Origin of the sequence: Ralstonia pickettii (assembly GCF_001699815.1) — a bacterium.
In the GTDB taxonomy this organism is placed as follows: Bacteria; Pseudomonadota; Gammaproteobacteria; order Burkholderiales; family Burkholderiaceae; genus Ralstonia; species Ralstonia thomasii.
In genome coordinates, this window is sequence record NZ_MCGB01000106.1 from 1 (window position 1) to 20,016 (window position 20,016).

16 protein-coding genes and 1 pseudogene are annotated in these 20,016 nt (G+C 65.5%); 6 read left to right on the forward strand and 11 right to left on the reverse strand.

Translation table 11 applies throughout. The annotated features are described in order from the left end of the window. The 3 genes from BEK68_RS22965 to BEK68_RS22975 form a co-directional block, all read right to left on the reverse strand. Nucleotides 1-2,075 (reverse strand): primosomal protein N' (locus BEK68_RS22965; protein WP_065851922.1); only part of this gene is annotated, 2,075 nt, incomplete at its 3' end. Nucleotides 2,076-2,656: 581 nt separating this feature from the next. Continuing rightward, on the reverse strand, nucleotides 2,657-3,760 hold the full coding sequence (hemE, locus tag BEK68_RS22970) for a uroporphyrinogen decarboxylase (protein WP_012436719.1): 1,104 nt from the start codon (nucleotides 3,758-3,760) through the stop codon (nucleotides 2,657-2,659). 94 nt (nucleotides 3,761-3,854) lie between these two features. Then, nucleotides 3,855-4,340, reverse strand: a complete 486-nt coding sequence (locus BEK68_RS22975; RefSeq protein ID WP_012436720.1) for a cupin domain-containing protein — start codon at nucleotides 4,338-4,340, stop codon at nucleotides 3,855-3,857. 214 nt (nucleotides 4,341-4,554) lie between these two features. Here BEK68_RS22975 and BEK68_RS22980 point away from each other — a divergent pair, with 214 nt between their 5' ends. Beyond that, nucleotides 4,555-4,902: a GFA family protein gene (locus BEK68_RS22980; RefSeq protein ID WP_012436721.1), complete on the forward strand. Its 348-nt coding sequence runs from the start codon at nucleotides 4,555-4,557 to the stop codon at nucleotides 4,900-4,902. 7 nt (nucleotides 4,903-4,909) lie between these two features. Here the strand turns inward: BEK68_RS22980 and BEK68_RS22985 are convergent, their stop codons facing one another. Further along, nucleotides 4,910-6,712: a methyl-accepting chemotaxis protein gene (locus tag BEK68_RS22985; protein WP_012436722.1), complete on the reverse strand. Its 1,803-nt coding sequence runs from the start codon at nucleotides 6,710-6,712 to the stop codon at nucleotides 4,910-4,912. A gap of 385 nt (nucleotides 6,713-7,097) precedes the next feature. Between BEK68_RS22985 and BEK68_RS22990 the strand changes: the two are divergent. Further along, nucleotides 7,098-8,026, forward strand: a pseudogene (locus BEK68_RS22990) (sterol desaturase family protein). A 1-nt stretch (nucleotide 8,027) separates the two neighbouring features. Here BEK68_RS22990 and BEK68_RS22995 read toward each other — a convergent pair. Next, the gene (locus BEK68_RS22995; RefSeq protein WP_012436724.1) at nucleotides 8,028-8,909 is read right to left on the reverse strand and encodes a LysR family transcriptional regulator; all 882 of its coding nucleotides are present in this window, start codon (nucleotides 8,907-8,909) and stop codon (nucleotides 8,028-8,030) included. A gap of 100 nt (nucleotides 8,910-9,009) precedes the next feature. Between BEK68_RS22995 and gstA the strand changes: the two genes are divergently transcribed. The 3 genes from gstA to BEK68_RS23010 all read left to right on the forward strand — a co-directional run bounded on the left by gstA (nucleotide 9,010) and on the right by BEK68_RS23010 (nucleotide 11,270). Continuing rightward, nucleotides 9,010-9,639: a glutathione transferase GstA gene (gene gstA, locus BEK68_RS23000; protein WP_012436725.1), complete on the forward strand. Its 630-nt coding sequence runs from the start codon at nucleotides 9,010-9,012 to the stop codon at nucleotides 9,637-9,639. 193 nt (nucleotides 9,640-9,832) lie between these two features. Continuing rightward, nucleotides 9,833-10,894 carry a phosphate ABC transporter substrate-binding protein PstS gene (gene pstS, locus BEK68_RS23005; RefSeq protein ID WP_004628651.1) on the forward strand — a complete coding sequence of 354 codons (1,062 nt, stop codon included), beginning with the start codon at nucleotides 9,833-9,835 and terminating at the stop codon, nucleotides 10,892-10,894. 172 nt (nucleotides 10,895-11,066) lie between these two features. Further along, nucleotides 11,067-11,270: a DUF3562 domain-containing protein gene (locus tag BEK68_RS23010; protein WP_004628649.1), complete on the forward strand. Its 204-nt coding sequence runs from the start codon at nucleotides 11,067-11,069 to the stop codon at nucleotides 11,268-11,270. A gap of 14 nt (nucleotides 11,271-11,284) precedes the next feature. Here the strand turns inward: BEK68_RS23010 and BEK68_RS23015 are convergent, their stop codons facing one another. The 3 genes from BEK68_RS23015 to BEK68_RS23025 all read right to left on the reverse strand — a co-directional run bounded on the left by BEK68_RS23015 (nucleotide 11,285) and on the right by BEK68_RS23025 (nucleotide 14,014). Further along, on the reverse strand, nucleotides 11,285-12,232 hold the full coding sequence (locus tag BEK68_RS23015) for an alpha/beta hydrolase (protein WP_012436726.1): 948 nt from the start codon (nucleotides 12,230-12,232) through the stop codon (nucleotides 11,285-11,287). A gap of 154 nt (nucleotides 12,233-12,386) precedes the next feature. Continuing rightward, complete coding sequence (locus BEK68_RS23020) at nucleotides 12,387-12,848, reverse strand: CoA-binding protein (RefSeq protein WP_024542534.1); 462 nt, start codon at nucleotides 12,846-12,848, stop codon at nucleotides 12,387-12,389. A gap of 23 nt (nucleotides 12,849-12,871) precedes the next feature. Beyond that, nucleotides 12,872-14,014 (reverse strand): RsiV family protein, encoded by a 1,143-nt coding sequence (locus tag BEK68_RS23025; RefSeq protein WP_012436727.1) that lies wholly within the window; start codon nucleotides 14,012-14,014, stop codon nucleotides 12,872-12,874. A gap of 611 nt (nucleotides 14,015-14,625) precedes the next feature. Here BEK68_RS23025 and BEK68_RS23030 point away from each other — a divergent pair. Further along, a complete protein-coding gene (locus BEK68_RS23030) occupies nucleotides 14,626-17,025 on the forward strand; it encodes a DUF6600 domain-containing protein (protein ID WP_065851918.1) in 2,400 nt (799 codons plus the stop codon). A gap of 99 nt (nucleotides 17,026-17,124) precedes the next feature. Here BEK68_RS23030 and BEK68_RS23035 read toward each other — a convergent pair whose 3' ends face one another. The 3 genes from BEK68_RS23035 to atpG all read right to left on the reverse strand — a co-directional run bounded on the left by BEK68_RS23035 (nucleotide 17,125) and on the right by atpG (nucleotide 19,954). Next, nucleotides 17,125-17,541 carry a F0F1 ATP synthase subunit epsilon gene (locus tag BEK68_RS23035; protein WP_004628639.1) on the reverse strand — a complete coding sequence of 139 codons (417 nt, stop codon included), beginning with the start codon at nucleotides 17,539-17,541 and terminating at the stop codon, nucleotides 17,125-17,127. A gap of 91 nt (nucleotides 17,542-17,632) precedes the next feature. Continuing rightward, nucleotides 17,633-19,036 carry a F0F1 ATP synthase subunit beta gene (gene atpD, locus BEK68_RS23040; protein ID WP_024542535.1) on the reverse strand — a complete coding sequence of 468 codons (1,404 nt, stop codon included), beginning with the start codon at nucleotides 19,034-19,036 and terminating at the stop codon, nucleotides 17,633-17,635. A gap of 42 nt (nucleotides 19,037-19,078) precedes the next feature. Beyond that, nucleotides 19,079-19,954 carry a F0F1 ATP synthase subunit gamma gene (gene atpG / locus BEK68_RS23045; protein WP_004628636.1) on the reverse strand — a complete coding sequence of 292 codons (876 nt, stop codon included), beginning with the start codon at nucleotides 19,952-19,954 and terminating at the stop codon, nucleotides 19,079-19,081. Nucleotides 19,955-20,016: the final 62 nt, after the last annotated feature.

Genomic DNA, 20,016 nt, shown 5'->3' on the forward strand with positions numbered 1-20,016 from the left:
TCACCTGCCGAGCGCGCAGCACTCAAGAATTCAAGCGCCCGCGCGACTTCCTTGTGCTCGGCAGTGAGCAGCGCCTGATAGGCAAACGGCGGTAGCCCGGCCTGCTTGCGCTCCCGCAGCAATTGGCGCGCAAACCCATCGTAGTCGTGCCGAACCAGCGCCTGCAGCGCCGGAGCATCTGGATACCGCGTCTGAATCAGCACCTCGCCCGCCAACCCCGCCCGGCCCGCGCGCCCCGCCACCTGCATCAGCGATGCAAAGAGATGCTCGCCTGCGCGAAAGTCGTGCGAGAACAGCGAGGGGTCGGGCGCGACCACGCCCACCAGCGTCACGCGCTGGAAGTCATGCCCCTTGGCGACCATCTGCGTGCCGATCAGGATGTCGACGCTGCCTTCGTGCACGGTGTCGAACAGCGCTTCGGCGCTGCCCTTGCGGCGCGTGGAATCGGCGTCGATGCGGGCGACGCGGGCCTGCGGAAACAGCTCGCCGAGCGTCTCTTCGATGCGCTGGGTGCCGCGCCCGAGCGGCGCGATGTCGACGTTGCCGCAGTCTGGGCAGTGATGCGGAATGCGCGATTCGTACCCGCAGTGGTGACAGCGCAGGCGCCGCTCGGGCTTGTGCAGCACCAGGTACGCCGAGCAGCGCGGACAGCCCGACAGCCAGCCGCACGCGTCGCACGAGAGCACGGGCGCGTAGCCGCGGCGGTTGAGGAACAGCAAGCTCTGTTCGCCGCGCGCCAGACGATCGGCAATCGCATCGACAAGTGGCTTGGACAGCCCATCGCGAATCTGGCGCCCGGCGCGGCGCTCCAGATTCAGGTCGATCAGCGACACGCGCGGCAGCACTGCTTCGGCCTGCGCGCGCCGCGAGAGCGTCAGGCGCGTGGTGGGCGTCTGCTCCGCGCGCCACCAGGTCTCCAGCGACGGCGTGGCCGAGCCCAACACGACGGGGATGTTGCGCTGCTTGGCGCGCCATAGCGCCAGGTCGCGTGCGGAATAGCGCAGGCCCTCCTGCTGCTTGTACGAAGTGTCGTGTTCCTCGTCGACGAGGATGAGCGCGAGCTTGGGCAGCGACGCCAGCATCGCCAGCCGCGTGCCAAGCACGATGCGCGCCTCACCGCGATGGGCGGCCAGCCAGTTCAGCGCACGCGGCTGTTCGGCCAGACCACTGTGCAGCGCCGCCATGGGCACACTGGGAAAACGCGCCGCAATGCGCGCCTCCAGTTGTGGCGTCAGGTTGATCTCGGGCACCAGCATCAGGACCTGTGCGGCGGGCTCGCGCGCCAAGGCGTCGGCGATGGCGTGCAGGTAAACCTCGGTCTTGCCACTGCCGGTGACGCCGTACAACAGGAACGGGCTGAAGTTGCCGGCCGCCCCCGCCTGGGCAATGGCTGCCACGGCGGCGGTCTGTTCGTCGTTCAGTGCGGGCGCGATGGAAGGCAGTGGCAGTTCGAGCGGTTGCGGCAACAGCGCCTTCGGCCGCAGTTCTGCGCGCAGCCAGCCGACGGACGTCCAATCCCGCAGCTTGGCGACGGCTTGCCCGTGCAGTTCAACAGCAGCGCTGGTGGACAGCTCGCCATCGCCGGTCAGCGCTTCGGCCAATCGCATGGCGCCAGACGCACGTTTCGGAATGCTGTCCAGCAACGCTGCCCGGGCCGGTTCAAACATCACGTAGACGGTTTCGGTGGCCTGCCGGGCGAGACTGTCCCAACTGCCCGGGGTTCGCCACAGCGGCGGGAGCGCCGGTAACGTCACTTCGCCGAGCGCGCGGTGGTAGTAGCCGGCAGCAAATTCGGCCAGGGCCCGCCATTCGGCGTCGAGCGGCGGCACCCAGTCGAGCACCCGCTCGACATCGCGCAGCTTTTCTTGCGGCACATCGGTGGTCGCGGCGGTTTCGACGACTAACCCCGCCACACGCCGGTTGCCAAACGGCACCACAACCAATTGCCCCGGCAGCACGGGCTGCCCACACCGGTAATCGAACACCGCATCGAGCGGCGTATCAATCACCACGCGAGCAATGGAGGCCGACACCTTGGCATCAGAAAACGCGGCGTCGACTTGGGACGTGGTCATGCAAGGCGCAAACGGTTGAATTGCAAAGGGAATGTTGCGATGCAGCGGCGGATCCTGCACCTGGAAAATGCGTCTTGCCCATCTCACCTTGCCTTTACAGCCATTGCCGTGGCCGGTTCGATGTTCAAGTATTACTTGAGGTTTGTGGCTTGGCGCCATGATCGGCGACCGTTTTCCGGGCTATCCACATAGCCTGTGGATAACTTTGTTGAAAAGTCGCCTGCAGTCTCTGCAAAGGCCAATGGACTCACCGTTTTTCTAGCTTGCACGATTTACGCGCACACGCCTTTCTTTCAGAAAAATCAAACACTTATGCGTTGGGTGCACACAGCCTTCCCTGTTGCGCCGCGGAAAGAACCAGCCGCGACAGCTTTGTGCATAAGTCAAGTCTTGACAGCCGGGTTACGCACCAGAAAGCACGAAATAAATCGCTTGACACCTCTTTCGGGCCAGATGGGGCCACCGGCACGCAAGTAGTCACTCACCCCTAATGCACCAAAGCGGCGAAGATTCAACTCGTGCCCCTGGCTTCACGCACGACTGCGGCACGATTCAAACGCTATCGCACCGCAGCATTGATCTCAACCGTGTGACCTCGCTTTCGTGCGCAGCGCGCGGCTGAAGCTGTGCACCTCGTCCACCAGCACCGACACCGCTTCGGGCGGTGTGAACTGCGAGATGCCGTGGCCGAGGTTGAAGATGTGGCCGTCGCTGCCGCCGCCGGCTGCGTAGTCTTCCAGCACGCGACGCACTTGGGCACGAATCGCGTCGGGTTCAGCAAACAGCACCGTCGGGTCCAGGTTGCCCTGCAGGGCAACGCGCCCTGCCGTTCGCTGGCGCGCAAGCTGCAGGTTGACGGTCCAGTCCACACCCAGCGCGTCGGCACCGGTCTCGGCCATGGCTTCGAGCCACAGGCCACCGCCCTTGGTGAAGAGGATGACCGGCACGCGCTGGCCGTCTGCCCCGGCGCGGATGCCTTCCACCACGCGCGCCATGTAGGCCAGCGAGAACTGCTGATAGATGCCATCGGCCAAGGCACCGCCCCAGGTATCAAACACCTGCACAGCTTGGGCACCGGCATCGATCTGCGCGTTGAGATAGTCGATCACGGCTTGCGCGTTGATCTCCAGGATGCGGTGCATCAGGTCCGGGCGCGCATAGAGCATCGACTTGACGGTGCGGAAGTCGTCCGAGCCGCCGCCTTCGACCATGTAACAGGCGAGCGTCCACGGGCTGCCCGAGAAGCCGATGAGCGGCACACGCTGGCGGCCGTCCTGCACGAGCGCACGGCGGATTTCCGCCACGGCGTCGAACACGTATTGCAGAGACGACATGTCAGGCACCGACAGCGCAGCCACATCGGCTTCCGTGCGCACCGGCTTGGCAAAGCGCGGGCCCTCGCCCTGTGCAAACGACAGCCCCAGGCCCATGGCGTCGGGCACGGTCAGGATGTCGGAGAACAGGATTGCCGCGTCCAGCGCATAGCGATCCAGCGGCTGCAGCGTCACCTCGGTCGCATACGCCGGCGACTTGGCCAGGCCGAGGAAGCTGCCAGCCCGTGCGCGCGTGGCGTTGTACTCGGGCAGATAGCGGCCCGCCTGGCGCATCAGCCACAGCGGCGTGTAGTCGGTGGGCTGGCGGCGCAGGGCGCGCAGGAAGGTGTCGTTGGCGAGCGGTGCGGACATGGCGATGGACTCTTTAGGAGGGCGCCATTGTAAGGGATGGTGTTTTTATTCCGACCTGACCCAGGCCAACATGCCGAAGATCAGGGCGCAGATATCACGGCACCTTGTGTGTATCGCCGGCGCGCTGCGGCGGCAGCTTGATCGCCATCGATTTGAAATCCGTGCTGGTGGTCAGCGTTCCGTGCACCACGCCACGAGGGATCACGATCAGATCACCCGCCCGGACCTCGCGCGGCGCGTTGTCGAGCCAGACGGTGGCCGTGCCCGACATTACATACTGGATCTCGTCGGAGTACGTGTGCGTGTGCTTGGCCACGGTGCCGACCTGGACGCCCACCGTGCCATTGGCCGCCGTCACCAGCGTCTTGGTGCGCAGCGTACCCATCTCGGCGATGACTGGGCCGACCTCGTCCGGGGCCATACCGCCCATGTTGATGATCTGCGCCGAGAGCGGCGGTGCCGAGGGTGGAGCCGCTGCCGCAGCCGGTTGCGACGCTTGCGCAAACGCGCCGGCGCAGCCGGCAAAGATGGCGGCGGCAGAAACCGACCGGATCACGGTAACAGGACGATGGCGATGCATGATGGCTCCTCATGACGCGGTCGCCGCAAAGGCGCGGCGATCCGTGGCGCGTTGATTGGCTCATTCGTTTGGCGCGCTCGCGGCGATTGTCGCATCGGCACACAGAGCCATTGACCTAGGGCGATTCCCGAGAACGTGCCCCTCGTACGCAAACCGGCTCGCCTATAGTGGACGGCGCAAAGCCCGCCACAAACGCACATCACAGGAGACCGGCATGACACACAAAGGAAGCTGCCACTGCGGCAACGTCGCGTTCGAAGTTGAGGGGCATCCCGAAAACGCGATGGCATGCAACTGCTCGATCTGCCAGCGCAAGGGGTCGCTGCTGTGGTTCGTGGCCCGCGACAAGGTGCGATTGCTCACGCCGGAAGACAACGCCAGCACCTATCTCTTCCACAAGCATGTGATCAAGCACCGCTTCTGCCCGACCTGCGGCATCCATCCCTATGCAGAGGGCGCGATGCCCGACGGCACACCAATGATTGCCGTCAACGTCCGCTGCCTGGAAGACATCGATCTGACCAGCGTGCCGGTCACCCACTTTGACGGGCGGTCAATGTAGCGGCGCGTCAGACGTTGCGCAACTTGAACAGCCCAACCGTGCGAGCCAGGCCGTGCGCCTGTTCGTTGAGCATGGACGATGCAGCCGTCGACTGCTCCACCAGTGCCGCGTTCTGCTGCGTGGCCTGATCCATCTCGGCGACGCTGCGATCGATCTGGCTGATGCCAGTGCTCTGCTCGTGCATCGCGCCGTCGATCTCGCCGATGATGCGCGCCACACGTTCGATGCCCTGCACGATTTCCTGCATCGTTGCGCCGGCGGCCTGCACGCGTTGCGCGCCGGTCTTCACGCTGGCTTCCGATGCCTGGATCAGGTCTTTGATTTCGCGCGCGGCCGTAGCGCTGCGTTGTGCCAGCGTGCGCACCTCGCCGGCCACCACGGCAAAGCCGCGGCCGTTCTCGCCGGCGCGGGCCGCTTCCACTGCAGCGTTCAGCGCGAGGATGTTGGTCTGGAACGCAATGCTGTCGATCACGCCGATGATCTCGGTAATGCGCGCCGACGACTTGGCGATTTCGTCCATCGTGCTGACGGCGCTGGAAACCACCTCGCCGCCGCGCGTGGCGGCATCGCTTGCGTCGCTGGCCAGGCGCGTGGCCTGCACGGCCGCATCGGCAGAGTTCTTCACGCTGGTCGTCAGCTCCGTCAACGCGGCAGAGGTTTCCTGCAGGTTGCTGGCCGAAACCTCGGTCCGGTTGGAGAGATCGCGGTTGCCCGCTTCGATCTCGCCGGTGGCGGATTTCATGCTGTCGACGCTGGCGCGCACTTCCAGCAGCACTTCGCCAATCTTGTCGATGAAGGTGTTGAACGACGCGCTGATCTGCGCGACTTCATCGTTGCCGACCACGGGCAGGCGGTGCGTCAGGTCGCCGCCGCCGGAGCCGATGGTGTCCATCGCATCGCGCACCTGCGACAGGCGGCGGAACGATTGCGACGTGAAGAACGCGGCAATGCCCACAGCGGCCAGCGTCAGCAGCACCATGGCCACGGCCAGCGCCTTGACGACGTTACGCAAACCGGCGGTGGCTTCGGCCTTGTCCAGCGCGATTACAAGATACCAGTCGGTGCCCTGCACGGCCTGCGCCTTGAGCAGTTTCGGCGCGCCGGCCAGTTCAACCTCCAGCGGCGACGTCGCCTTGGCCAGGTTGGCGAGCGTATCGACGGTGAGCGACGGCGCAACGTCGGTGGCCGGCTTGAGCATCAGCTTTGCGTCAGGGTGAGCGATCACCTGGCCATCCTTGGCGACCACGAAGGCGAGGCTCGACGGTGTCGGGTGTACCGCCGCGACCACCTCGCGCACGCCGTCGAGCGGCACAGCCCCGGACAACGCACCGGTGGTTTCGCCATTCTTGACGAGCGGCGCAGCAAACGACACGTACGGCACGCCGGTCGACACGTCGCCGTAGGGCTTGGTGACGAGCAGTTGGCCCGCAGCGATTGCCTGCTTGTACCAGGGGCGGCCGGTCGGATCGTAGTCCTTGGGCGTGGTGGCGCTGGTGGAGATGAAGCTCTTGTCGGTCCAGCCGATCGTGATGATCGGGAAGCCGTTGGCATCGCCCATGTGCTTGCCGAAGCCTTGCGGGTCACCGTGCTCGATCACGCCGGCGGTGGCCTTCACGGCCTGTGCCTTTGCCCCGACCCACTTGTCGATGGCGAGCGTGTTGCCGCTGGCAACGGCGGCCAGGTTCTGGTCGATCGATTCCATCGTGTTGGAACGCACGATGGAATACGTTGCGGCCCCAGACAGCGCCAGGGCACCAACCACGGTGGCCGATGAGATGAAGAGAATGCGGGTGCGGAGGGAGGAGATCATGATTCTTCTAGGCGAAACGTTTTCCATGAATCTGACTGCGTACGGTATTGGCCGCAGCGCCCTCCAGAACCGACTGCTGACTGTCGGGGCCACTCAAGCTGCTACGGCACCGCACAGGCGAACTTGAGGCGGCAAAACCCGTTCCCACAAAAGGATGGCTGCGACAAAAGGCAACGCCTCGCATGATTGCCCAGGCAATTCACCCGGTTGAAACACAAGCCCATGCACGACGCCCTTCAAATCGACCCCGCCACCGGGGAACCGCAACAACACCTGGGCGCGTTGAACACGTTGTAAGACACCCCGGCGTCGGCCCCGATTGCCGCCCCCGCACCGTTTGCAGTACCGTCGCTGGCATTCCCAACGGAGCCCGGAGCCCAGCGTCATGGCCGTGCTGTTCACCATCCTGAAGATCGCCGTCGTGCTCGTGCTGGTGTCGTCGCTGGCCGAGGCGATCGTGCTGTCGCTGAGAAACGGGTGGGCCAGCTACGACTGGAAGGCCGCCGGCGTGTCGGTGGTCGATTTCCTGGTACGCGAGTACCCACTACGCTGGCTGCTGCCTCTGGCGTTCTGGACGCAGGCCTCGAATGGGTCTACCAGCATCGTCTCTGGACGCTGCCGATGGACCACTGGACGGGCTGGGCCGCGTGCTTTCTCGGCCAGGAGTTCTGCTACTACTGGTACCACCGCGCCGCGCACCGCGTGCGCTGGTTCTGGTGCACGCATGCCATCCACCACTCGCCGAATGACCTGAACCTCTCGGCTGCCTACCGCTTCGGCTGGACGGGCCGGTTGACCGGCACGCTCGCCTTCTTTGCGCTGGCGCCGCTGCTGGGCATGCCGCCGCGCATCGTGCTGATGCTGCTGTCGCTCAACCTGCTGTACCAGTTCTGGATCCACGCCACGTGGATTCCCCGCCTGGGGCCCCTGGAATGGGTGCTGAACACGCCCTCGGCACACCGCGTGCACCACGCGTCCAACCTCGAATATCTGGATGGCAACTACGGCGGCGTGCTGATCGTGTTCGACCGGCTGTTCGGCACCTACATCCCCGAACGCAAAGACGTGCCGTGCCGCTACGGCCTCGTGCACCCGATGCGCACGTACAACCTGCTGGTGATCGAATTCGCGCACTGGCGGGCGCTGTGGCAAGACCTGAAGACCGCCCGCTCGGCCGGCGAGGTTTTTGGCTACCTGTTCCGCCCGCCGGGCTGGCGGCCCGATGGCCGTGGCGAGACAACGGAGGATCTGCGTCGCCGCGCCGCGCTCATTCCCGACGAGCCCGTCGTCGCCCCGGCCGTTGCTGCGAACTGAACTACGGCAGACGCAGCGTCTGCGCCAAGTGGCCATACACCACCGCGATCCGCCGCAGGTGGCGCGACTCCGGATGCGTCAGCAGCCATAGCTCCGATTGATTGGCGTCTTGCAGATCCCGCAGCGCCACCAGATCGCTGCGCGTCTGCGCCATCACCACGGGCAGGATCCCGACGCCCATGCCCATGCCGACCATCTCGGCCGCGATCTGCAAGCTGTTGACGAAGTACGTGGGCATGACCTTGGGGAAATGCCGTTTGCGCCAACTGACTGACGGGTGATCCGGAATTGCATCGTCAATGGCGAGCCACGGCGTGCGGCCAGCTTCGACATCGGCGTAGGTGATGCCGCTTGCGCGCCCCGCGTATAACCCCACGCGAATCGGCCCGATGTGTTTGCCCACCAGATGCTGCGGCGGACGGCGCGTGGCCCGCACGGCAATATCGGCATCGCGCCGGGTCAGGCTGGCCAGCTCGTTGCTCACACGCAGGTCGTAGTTGAGGTTCGGATGCTGGGCTTGCAGCGCCTTCAACGCGGGGGCGACCAGGCCGACCAGGATCGTGTCCGTGGTGGTGATGCGTACCGTGCCCGACACTTGGTCCGGCACGGCATGTACCGCCGATCGCGCGGCCTCCAGTGCCGACTCCACCTGCTCGGCCTGCTCCGCCAGCGCGTGCGCTAGGTCGCCCGCCAGATAGCCCGTGCGCGAGCGCGCAAACAGCGTGGCGCCCAGCCCGCGCTCGATGCGCTGCAACGACCGGAACACCGTGGACGCATCCACCCCAAGCCGTTCACCAGCCGCCGCCAACGTGCCCGTGCGCACCATCGCCAGCACGATCTCCAGGTCTGCCGCGCTCAATCGGTATTGCGTTTGCGCAAGCATGATTTGCTGTTCTGCCTATTTCATTGGCACTGACGCAATCCTACAGTGTCGTCACCGCCGCCGTTGGCGGCTTTCCCAACCTGTTCACGAGACCCAGACCATGAAGCTCTATTACTCCGCCGGCGCCTGCTCGCTGGCCGTCCATATCGCCCTGCGCGAAGTGGGTGCGCAGTTTGACCTGACCGCCGTCGACCTGGCCAAGCACCTCACCGCTGATGGCACGGATTTCTACACGATCTCGCCGCGCGGTTACGTGCCGCTGCTGGAGCTGGCCGACGGCTCGCGCCACACCGAAGCTGCCGCGCTGCTGCAGTACGTGGCCGACCTCGACCCGACACAGGCGCTGATCGGCAAGCCCGGCAGCGCGCACCGCCTGGCCGTGATCGAATGGCTCACCTTTGTCAGCACCGAGCTGCACAAAGGCTTCGGCCCGCTCTGGTACAAGGACACACCCGAGGCCACGCGCCAGGGCGCCAAGGACAAGCTCGCCAAGCGCTTTGCCGAACTCGACGCCCGCCTCGCCAAACAGCCTTACCTGGCCGACACCTACAGCGTGGCCGACGCCTATGCGTTTGCGGTGCTGAACTGGACGAACTTCCTGGCGCTGCCGATGGGCGCGTATCCGCATGTGCAGGCGTATATGGCACGGGTGGGTGCGCGGCCGCAGGTGGTGGCAGCGTTGAAAGCCGAGGGCTTGATCAAGGCCGACGCGGCCAGCACCGTCGCCTGATCGGTAGCCGGGGAGCGGCGGGTCCTAAACAAAACCGCCGATCCCACCCCCTACTCCGCCCAACGTTTGCGGAACGTCTTACAACAGATCCCCATGTTGTAGATGGGCTCTATCAGGGCTACACGCCGTGCTGTCACATGCGCGTCGCTACAATCGCATGCTTTGCGTCTTCTGCAGCCCCGCAGGTCTTCTCATGTTCAAGCACGTTGTTCTCGCCCTGGCCGTTGCGGCTGCGGGCTTGCCGGTTCTCGCTCGCGCGGAGGTGCGCGGGGCAGGTTCGACCGCCGCTGCACCGGTCTATCGCGTCTGGGCGGCGGGGTATGCCGCGTCATCCGGCGTTACGCTCAGCTATGACGCGGTGGGCTCGGGAGAAGGCCTGAAGCGCATTCGCGCAGGCGCCGTGGATTTTGGTGCGTCCGACGTGCCGCTCTCCAGCGCGGAGGCTGCCAAGGCGGGCCTCGTCTGCGTGCCGTCGGTGGTGACGGGTGCGGTGCCGTTTGTGAACGTGCCAGGGGTACCGCGCGGTCAGCTCAAATTGACGGGCGAACTGCTGGCGCAGATCTTCCTTGGCAAGGTCGAGAGCTGGGATGCGCCGGAGTTGCGCGCGCTGAACCCGGGTGTGACGCTACCCAAGCTGAAGATCCATCCGGTCGTGCGCGCCGATGGTTCGGGCACGACGTACCACTTCACCGATTACCTGAGCGCCGTCAGCGCCGAATGGAAAAGCACGTACGGCACGAAGTCGACCATCAACTGGCCCGCAGGCTTCACAGCGGCCAAGGGCAGCGGCGATGTGGTCAAAGCCGTGCAGGCCACGTCCGGCGCCATCGGTTATGTCGATTACAACTACATCCTCGACAACGACCTGAGCGGCGTGCAACTGCGCAACGTCGCGGGCCGCTTCGTCAGCGCGCAGGTGAGCGGTTTCCGCGAAGCCGTCACGCAAAGCGCATGGAACCGCAAGGGCGATTTCACCGCGCCGCTGGTCAATCTGCCGGGCGCGGAAACGTGGCCGATCACTATGGGCACCTTCATCGTCGTGCCGGTGGTCAGCGCATCGGGCGCGCGCACGCTGGCCGCGCTGAAGTTCCTGACGTGGGGTTACTTCCACGGCGACGAACTGGCCGCGCGTGCGAAGTTCGTGCCGCTGCCCGAACGCGTGCAGGCCATTGCGTATCGTGAACTGGCCCGCGTGACGGACGTATCGGGCGCTGCCATCGGTCTGCAGAGCATGCCCGCGAACTGGGGGAAATGATCCTTGCCGGTGCAGTGTTTGCACCGGCAACAGCACCGGTTTGATGCCGCACAGGCTGCCCGCTGAAAGCTTTGCAACAAGGCTGGATTGTTCCGGCGCGTTTCCTATAGTGATCACTCGCCGCGCAAGTCAGCCCCGCGCGTCACTGCCAAAGCAACGACGGGAAGGACACATGGGTACCCCCATCGCAGACCAGGACGAGCAGATCCAGCAGATCGCACAGGACACCGGCGCACCGGCCGATCTCGTCCGCGAGCAGTACATGCAGACGATGCGCGCGTTGGCGGCAGATGCCAGCGTGCAGGACTATCTCTCGCTGTTTGTCACACGCCGCGTGCGTGCCGCGTTCCGCCAGCGCCGCACGCCGACGCGTTAGGCCCTGCCCCTCACTTATTCCCCGCTGATCATCCCGACGAATGCGTGCGCCGCGCGGCGCATCCATTCACGTGCACGCTCGGCCTCGAACTGGATGCGCGCAAAGGCGTGCGTCATGCCCGAGGCTTCGATGGTGATGACCTGCGCGCCGTGCTGCACGAGGTAGTCGGCGTATTGCAGGCCATCGTCGCGCAGCACGTCGTGCGCCGCCACGATGACGACGGTATCGGGCGGCGTAGTTGCCGGCGTGCGCGCCATCAGGAAGATGCGGGGGTCTTGCTCGGCGAGGGGCTTGGCGAGGGCGTCTGCACCGATGTATTTCTCCCAGTACCAGCGCATTTCATCGCGCGTGAGGCCGGGGCCTTGCGCAAACGCGTTGTAGCTCTCGCTGCCAAAAGCCGGCGTGGTGACGGGGTACAGCAGGAACTGCGCATTGACGAGGCCAGGGCGCGCACCCTGCGCGGCCTGCACCGCAAGATGGCCGCCGGCGCTGTCGCCACCCACAGCCAGGAAGTCCGGATCGAAGCCGAGGTGCACGCGCTGCTCGGCCAGGTACGCGAGCGCGTCGCGGGCATCATCGGCCGGCACGGGAAATGGATGCTCCGGCGCGAGGCGGTAGTCGACGCTCATCACGGCGCAGCCGGTGTCTTGCGCCATCAATGCGGCCAGCATGCGATGCGTTGTGCGCGGCGCGCCAACCACCCATCCGCCACCGTGAAACCACACCAGCAAACGCGGCGTTGCCACGCCTTTCGGACGAAAGACGATGGCGTCGAGCGTGCGGCCCGCAAGCGGCACGCTCAAGTCAGAAACTTCAACGCCGTCGGGATCGGGTCGGGCGGATACCGCAGCAATCGCCTCGAAGCGCGCGCGCTGCGCGGCTGCGTCCTCGGGCAGTGGCAGGGCGCCGAACTGTTCGGCAAGGCGTTGGTAGAACTGCAGGATTTGCGGATCGACGGCCATGACGTAAGCGGGATGCGACGACCGCCCGAGTGTAGCGCGTCGCGCTGGCTTGGACCTTCCGATACGTCAGGAAGCCGCACGGCGCGAGCGGCAGCGGAATGTCAGTCCGGGGCGCCGTCGCGTTCGTCGCACAGGGCGCCTTGGGGGCTGACATTTATTTTTGCTCGCCGATGCCGAGTCGCCAGTGTTCGATCTTCGTGCAGCGGTCTTGCACGGCCGGAATGCCAGCGTTGCGCGCCACGGCCATCGCCTCGTCATTCACGATGCCGAGCTGCACCCAGATGCCGCCCACGCCCAGCATCACGGCTTCCTGCACGACGGGCAGCACCTGCTCTGAGCGCCGGAAGATATCGACCAGATCGATGCGCTGGCCGGCGGCGGCAAGCGTCGTCGCAGCTTCGGTGAGCGTGGCGTAGCAGGGCTCGCCGAGCACGTCTTCGCCCGCGTGCTGCGGATTGACGGGCACGATGCGATAGCCGGCCTGCTGCAGATAGCGCGCCACGTCATAGCTGGGCCGCGTGGGACGCGGCGACAGCCCGACCACGGCGATGGTCTTGCCGGACAGCAGCCGGCGCATGGTGGCTTGCTCGTCAGCGTAGGAGGGATTGGCGGACAACATGGTTGACGATGCAGATGGAATCAGGTTGCGGGCCGCTTGCATGCGGCGCCCAGGTCATCGATGCGCACGGCAGCACGGAACGCGCCCGACGAATAGGGTCCGACCTCATACGGCCCGTAGTGCACGACGATGCGGTCACCTTGCAGCGTAAACGGAAACGCGGCGTTACGCAGGTCGCGCTCCTTGAGGGCGCCGCGCGGCGCATCGGGTGCGCCTTCGCGCTTGAGCGCATCGACAATCTGCGTATTGAAGCTCTGCAGGCAGGCGGATGTGGGGTTCAGCACATCGGCCAAGGCGATCGGCTGGAAGCCCTGCGCACCGCGTCGCCAGTTGCCGGCGGTGAAGCTGTAGTTGCCGTGCGCGCCGCCGCTGTAGGCCCAGACCATGCGCAAGAGGCTCACGGTGTCGCCCAAACCGATGGCGCTGATGCGGATGACGCATTCGTTGTCGAATTGATCGCACTTGCGCACGCGCAGCGATTGGATCAGCGTGTCGATGCCGGCATCGCCCGTCACCGGATAGCGCTCGGTCAGCTTGGCCTGGCCGGAAGCGCCCGTGGACTCCTGATAGCGCGCCACGCGCTTGAGCGTGAAGGGTTGACTGCGGCCACCATCGCTCCAGGTGCCGGTGGCGGTGGAGCCGTCGGCCGACAGCGCACCGGAGAGCGTGCCGCCCTCGCGCACGACGGGCTGGCCAGCCGCATCGAGTGCTTCTGCGCGCTCGCGCCACACGAAGCGGCGCTCGGGTACGTTGCGCCCTTCGATGGTCCAGAAGGTGCGGCCCTGGGGGCGGTCGTCGTAGGCATCGCCAGTCAGCGTGTCGGCCACCGGGTCCTTGTCCGCGTCCTGCCCTCTGGGTGGCGGGTCGTACACGTTCAGCCAGACGTTCCACCCTGGGCTGTCGGCGCCCTTTCCCACCGTGCCCTGCCAGAAACTACCCGCCAGGCGCTCGTGCTGCTCTTTCGTTTTTGCAAGGGGGACAGTTGGCGCAGAAGCAACAGGTGCCGAGGCGGGCGGCGCACTCGCGGGTGCTGCAGGCGCAGCGAAGACCGCTTCTGTTCCGGCCTGTGCGCTGCCCAACCCGCCAAGTGCCCCCATCAAGGTAACAAAAACGCCCGCCCTCACCGACTTCTGCAACACATCGTGCATCGCATGCCTGTGCATGCCTCCCTCCTATCAACCCGACACCCCAGACTAGGACACACACCGCTGGTTCGCCGTTTTCCAAGCCCCGTCTGCCTCAGCGGCAAAACGATGGGACTGTGCAGGTGCAGCAGGCGTTCCCCGAACCGGCCCTTCAGGCGCTTTCGGACTCACACAGGGCGGCTTTTACCGCGCTTGCATTCGATTGCAATCCGACACACTTTGTTACGCCTCGGGGCCACCCCGTCACCCACAATGCCTTCGCACCTCAGCGTTTGTGTCCAATTGTTGTGCGCCATATCAGGCGCCGGATGACCATCCCCGTCCAGGGCGACGACCACGGACGCAGACCCCGGTGCAAGGTTACCCCCTCCTTTCGAATTGACCCCTCGAAGGGATTTCCCGTCCGCGCGGCGCTCCCCGGCCCGCGCGCTTTTTTTTGTGTGCGCAATTCGCGCGCCTGCCCGACAGCTTCCCGCCTCTCGCAAGTGCCTTGGATCCAGCCGATACATCTGGGGGCTGCCTGCTACCGCGAAACACGCTCTTACAAAGGCAAGTCGACCCCTCGCCGCCTGCCGCGTTAAATGGAGACATCCACGCGGCACAGGCCGCTATAAAAACGAGGGCTCATCATGTCCAAAGTTTCCCGTCGTTCCCCCCTTTCCGGTGTACGGCTGCCGTATGTGTTGCGCGCGGTAGGTGTTGCCGCCGTGCTGCTGGTCTGCGGTGCGCAGGCCGCGATGGCAGCCGATCCGGCTTCACGGGTGGCGCGGCTGTCGGACTTTTCCGGCACGGTGAGCTTCGCGCCCGCCGGCTCCGATGATTGGGCCGGCGCCTCGCTCAACCGCCCGCTCACCACGGGTGACCGCCTGTGGTCCGACCAAGGCAGCCACAGTGAGCTCCACGTCGGCTCCACAGCGTTGCGCCTGGGCCAGAACACCGGCGCCACGCTCGTCGACCTGGACGACCGCAACACGCAGGTGAAGCTCACGCAAGGCGCGCTGTCGGTACGCGTGCGGTCGCTGCCGGCCGACCAGACCATCGAGATCGATACGCCCAACCTGGCGTTCACGCCGCAGGCACCGGGCGAATACCGTCTTGACGTCGCCCCCGATGGTTCGAGCACGACCGTCACCGTGTGGCACGGTCAGGGCACGGCCTACGGCGATGACCGCTCCACGCCGCTGGGCGCAGGTCAGCAAATCCGCTTCGGCGGCACGGACCTCGCCGAGGCCGGCGGCACCGACAACCCAGGTCGCGACGCCTTCGACCGCTGGGCCGAATCGCGCGATGCACGCGAAGACGCTTCGGTCTCCGCCCGCTACGTCGGCCGCGAAATGACCGGCTACGAGGCCCTCGACGACAACGGCACCTGGCGTGAAGAAGACGGCTATGGCGCCGTGTGGGTACCGCGCGCCGTGCCCGTCGGCTGGGCACCGTATCGCACGGGCCATTGGGCCTGGGTGGCGCCCTGGGGCTGGACGTGGGTGGACGACGCGCCGTGGGGCTTTGCGCCTTTCCACTACGGCCGTTGGGCGTACGTCGGCACGACGTGGTGCTGGGTGCCGGGACCGGTGGTACCGCGGCCGGTCTATGCGCCAGCGCTCGTCGGCTTCGTGGGCGGCGGAGGCGGCGGTGGAGTGAGCTGGGGGATCAACATCTCGATCGGCTCGCCGGGGGTGGCATGGTTCCCGCTGGCGCCGGGCGAGGCGTATCGCCCGGTGTATGCGGCCAGCCCGACCTACGTGACGAACATCAACCGCACGGTGGTGGTGAACAACGTCACGGTCAACAAGACCATCATCAACAACACCACCAACGTGACCAACGTTCGCAACGTGAACCGCGTCACCTATGTCAATGCCAACAACCCAGCCGCACTGACGGCGGTGCCAGCCAAGACCTTCGTCAACGGCCAGCCGGTCGGTCCCGCCATGACGCATCTGCGACCGGAACAATTGCGCGCGCAGATGGCGCATGCGCAGTTTGTGTCGACGCCGGCGCTGGCACCGCTGCGTGCCAGCCTGGTGGGTGCAGCGGCCAACGGCGGGCCGCACCAGTTGCCGCCGCCGCAGGCGTTTGCACGTCAGGCGATTGCAGTACGAGCACCCGCCGCGCCGGCAGGTGGACACGATGCATTGGCAGAACGGTTCCGCTCTCAAGGCGGTGCGCTCCCGGGCGCTGGCCCGGCATGGACGGGCGGCAACGTGAGCGCCCGCGTTGCGCCAGTGCGAGGCCACGCCGATACGGGAATGCCGACCGCGCCAGCCGCTGCGCAGGCAGCGGGTCTACGGTTGACCCGCGCCGCGCCGAGTGGGCCCAATGGACCAAATGGGCCCTCACGCGCCGGTAACGAGCTTGGCCGACCGGCGGAACAACGCGGTCCGAATGGGCCGCAAGGGTTGATGGGCTCCCCAAACCCGCAGAATGCGCAGACGGCCCATGGTGCCCAACCTGGATCAGCTCCACAGGGTCTGATGGCCCCGGGCGCGATCAACCGGCCACGCCCGCTGCCGGGTGCCGCCGCGCCGCAGGACCGCCCGGGACAACCGCAGACTACACAGGCGCCACAAGGCCCGGCGGGCATGACGACACGTCCACCGCTGCGCGACGGCGCGCCCGGTACACCGCGAGACGAGCGCCGCGCCTTCGAACCGCGTCCGCAACTGCCGCAAGCCGGCGCGCAAGCGCCACAACCTCAGCCGCAGCGCGGCGGCCAGGAGCCGAATCGCTTCAACGGTAACCCGGCACCGGCCATGCAGGAGCGCCAGCACAACGAACCGCCGCAGATGCGCGCACGCCCCGAGCCCGAACAACGCCGGCCGGAACCGCACATGGAAGCCCCGCGTCCCGCACCGCAACCGCACGTTGAGATGCGCCCGCCACAGCCGCAGCCTCAACCGCGTCCGCCTGAAGCTCGTGCGCCACAACCGCAGCAGCAGGCACAACCACCTCGGCAGGAACACCACGAGGCCCAGCCGCATCCGCAAGGCAATCGCGGTGATGAGAAGCGCGAAGGTGAGCACCGCTGAGCAGGCACTGCGCCAGTTCTCAGGCAAAAAAAAAGCAGCCCTTTCGGGGCTGCTTTTTCCTCTGCGCCGGCCGATGACACCGGCCGGTACACACTTGCCCTAGCGTTTGCGACGCAGGCGCGCGATCGCTGCAAGCTGCGCAGCGGCCACGGCCAGTTCACTCTGCGCACGGGCCAGATCCAGGTCGCTGCCTTGATTCTGCAGCGCCTCTTCAGCCGCACGCTTGGCTTCGTTCGCCTTGGCTTCGTCCAGGTCGTGACCGCGGATTGCGGTATCGGCCAGCACGGTCACCCTCTTCGGCTGCACTTCGAGAATGCCACCGGCAACGAACACGAACTCTTCGCCGCCGTCTTCCTTCTCGATGCGCACGGCGCCCGGCTTGATGCGCGTGATCAGCGGCGTGTGGCCGGGCAGAATGCCCAGCTCGCCGGCTTCACCAGGCAGCGCCACGAACTTGGCATTGCCGGAGAAGATCTCGTGCTCAGCGCTGACGACGTCTACATGAATGGTTGCCATCTCGATTCCTTTGCTCAGAAAAGCGGCTTCCTGAAGGGGCTTCAGGAAGCCAGTACTGGCCCCGGCTCACGCGCGGTGCCAGACGTTGCTCTTACTGGAGCTTCTTGGCCTTCTCGAAGGCTTCGTCGATCGAGCCGACCATGTAGAACGCCTGTTCCGGCAGGTGATCGCACTCGCCGTCCACCAGCATCTTGAAGCCGCGGATGGTTTCCTTCAGCGGCACGTACTTGCCCGGCGAGCCCGTGAACACTTCTGCAACGTGGAACGGCTGCGACAGGAAACGCTGGATCTTACGGGCGCGGCCCACAGCCAGCTTGTCTTCCGGCGAGAGTTCGTCCATGCCCAGAATCGCGATGATGTCGCGCAGTTCCTTGTAGCGCTGCAGCGTCTTCTTCACGCGGTCGGCGACTTCGTAGTGCTCCTGGCCAACCACTTGCGGGTCGAGCTGGCGCGACGTCGAGTCGAGCGGATCCACTGCGGGGTAGATACCCAGTGCAGCGATGTCACGCGACAGCACGACGGTCGAGTCCAGGTGCAGGAAGGTCGTTGCCGGCGACGGGTCGGTCAAGTCATCGGCAGGCACGTACACGGCCTGGATCGACGTGATCGAGCCAGTCTTGGTCGACGTGATACGTTCCTGCAGCTTGCCCATTTCTTCAGCCAGCGTCGGCTGATAGCCCACGGCGGAAGGCATACGGCCCAGCAGTGCCGACACTTCGGTACCGGCCAGCGTGTAGCGGTAGATGTTATCGACGAAGAACAGGATGTCACGGCCTTCGTCACGGAAGCGCTCGGCCATCGTCAGGCCGGTCAGCGCCACGCGCAGACGGTTGCCCGGCGGCTCGTTCATCTGGCCGAACACCATGGCCACCTTGTCGAGCACGTTGGAGTCCTTCATTTCGTGGTAGAAGTCGTTGCCCTCACGGGTACGCTCGCCCACGCCAGCAAACACCGACAAGCCCGAGTGCTGCTTGGCGATGTTGTTGATCAGCTCCATCATGTTCACGGTCTTGCCGACGCCGGCGCCACCAAACAGACCCACCTTACCGCCCTTGGCGAACGGGCAGACCAGGTCGATCACCTTGATGCCGGTTTCCAGCAGGTCCACCGACGGCGACAGCTCGTCGAACTTCGGGGCCTTCTGGTGAATCGCGCGCTTTTCGTCGCAGGCGATCGGGCCGGCTTCGTCAATCGGACGACCCAGCACGTCCATGATGCGGCCCAGCGTGCCGTGACCGACCGGCACCGAGATCGGCGCACCGGTGGTCGCCACGCGCATGCCGCGACGCAGACCGTCGGACGAACCCAGCGCAATGGTACGCACCACGCCGTCGCCCAGCTGTTGTTGCACTTCGAAGGTCAGGCCCTTCTCGGCGAACGAAGCGTCGTTGCTGTCGTCCAGCACCAGCGCGTCGTAGACCTTCGGCATCGCGTCGCGCGGGAACTGAATGTCCACCACGGCGCCGATGCACTGCACGATATTTCCGTTTGCGATACTCATTTGTATCTCCAATAACTTGATTCTTTGCCGTGGCTATCAGACTGCAGCTGCGCCGCTGACGATCTCGGACAGTTCCTTCGTGATCGCTGCCTGACGGGTCTTGTTGTAGACCAGTTGCAGTTCGCCGATCACGTTCTTCGCGTTGTCCGAAGCCGCCTTCATCGCCACCATCCGGGCCGATTGCTCGGAGGCCATGTTCTCGGCCACCGCCTGGTACACCAGCGCCTCGACATAGCGGATCAGCAGCTCGTCGACCACCGTTTGCGCGTCCGGCTCGTAGATGTAATCCCACGAGTAGGCCTGCTTCTCGGCATCGCTCTGCGCGAGCTTGTCGGCGGTCAGCGGCAGTAGCTGCTCGACCACCGGCTCCTGCTTCATCGTGTTGATGAAGCGGGTGTACGCCAGGTACACGGCATCGATCTGGCCAGCGTTGAACGCGTCCAGCTGCACCTTGATTGCACCGATCAGCTTTTCCAGATGCGGCGTGTCGCCCAGATGCACGACATTCGAGACCACCTTTGCACCGACGCGGCCAAGGAACTGCATGCCCTTGGTACCGATGGCGGTGGTTTGCGTCTCAACGCCCTTGTTCTGCAGATCGCGCAGTTGGGTGGTGACGGCACGCAGCACGTTGGTGTTCAAGCCACCGCACAGGCCCTTGTCCGTCGTCACGACGATCAGGCCGGCACGCTTGATGTCGCGCGCAACCATGAACGGGTGCTTGTACTCCGGATTGGCCAGCGCCATGTGCGCAGCCACGTTGCGGATCTTCTCGGCGTACGGGCGGGCAGCACGCATCCGTTCCTGCGCCTTGCGCATCTTGGATGCGGCGACCATTTCCATCGCCTTGGTGATCTTGCGCGTGTTCTGCACGCTCTTGATCTTGGTGCGGATTTCTTTTGTTCCGGCCATTTCACTCTCTCCGTTCCGACCTGGCCACGCAGGCTAAGCGTGACCAGTTCAGGGAATGACGC

What these genes read in the sequence shown, in the direction of transcription:
- atpG (WP_004628636.1), bottom strand. Translation starts at nt 19,954, where the DNA reads ATGGCCGGAACAAAAGAAATCCGCACCAAGATCAAGAGCGTGCAGAAC.
- BEK68_RS22980 (WP_012436721.1), top strand. Translation starts at nt 4,555, where the DNA reads ATGACACACAAAGGAAGCTGCCACTGCGGCAACGTCGCGTTCGAAGTT.
- BEK68_RS23015 (WP_012436726.1), bottom strand. Translation starts at nt 12,232, where the DNA reads ATGGCCGTCGATCCGCAAATCCTGCAGTTCTACCAACGCCTTGCCGAA.
- BEK68_RS23030 (WP_065851918.1), top strand. Translation starts at nt 14,626, where the DNA reads ATGTCCAAAGTTTCCCGTCGTTCCCCCCTTTCCGGTGTACGGCTGCCG.
- pstS (WP_004628651.1), top strand. Translation starts at nt 9,833, where the DNA reads ATGTTCAAGCACGTTGTTCTCGCCCTGGCCGTTGCGGCTGCGGGCTTG.
- BEK68_RS23025 (WP_012436727.1), bottom strand. Translation starts at nt 14,014, where the DNA reads ATGCACAGGCATGCGATGCACGATGTGTTGCAGAAGTCGGTGAGGGCG.
- BEK68_RS22995 (WP_012436724.1), bottom strand. Translation starts at nt 8,909, where the DNA reads ATGCTTGCGCAAACGCAATACCGATTGAGCGCGGCAGACCTGGAGATC.
- BEK68_RS22985 (WP_012436722.1), bottom strand. Translation starts at nt 6,712, where the DNA reads ATGATCTCCTCCCTCCGCACCCGCATTCTCTTCATCTCATCGGCCACC.
- BEK68_RS23010 (WP_004628649.1), top strand. Translation starts at nt 11,067, where the DNA reads ATGGGTACCCCCATCGCAGACCAGGACGAGCAGATCCAGCAGATCGCA.
- gstA (WP_012436725.1), top strand. Translation starts at nt 9,010, where the DNA reads ATGAAGCTCTATTACTCCGCCGGCGCCTGCTCGCTGGCCGTCCATATC.
- BEK68_RS22975 (WP_012436720.1), bottom strand. Translation starts at nt 4,340, where the DNA reads ATGCATCGCCATCGTCCTGTTACCGTGATCCGGTCGGTTTCTGCCGCC.
- BEK68_RS23035 (WP_004628639.1), bottom strand. Translation starts at nt 17,541, where the DNA reads ATGGCAACCATTCATGTAGACGTCGTCAGCGCTGAGCACGAGATCTTC.
- hemE (WP_012436719.1), bottom strand. Translation starts at nt 3,760, where the DNA reads ATGTCCGCACCGCTCGCCAACGACACCTTCCTGCGCGCCCTGCGCCGC.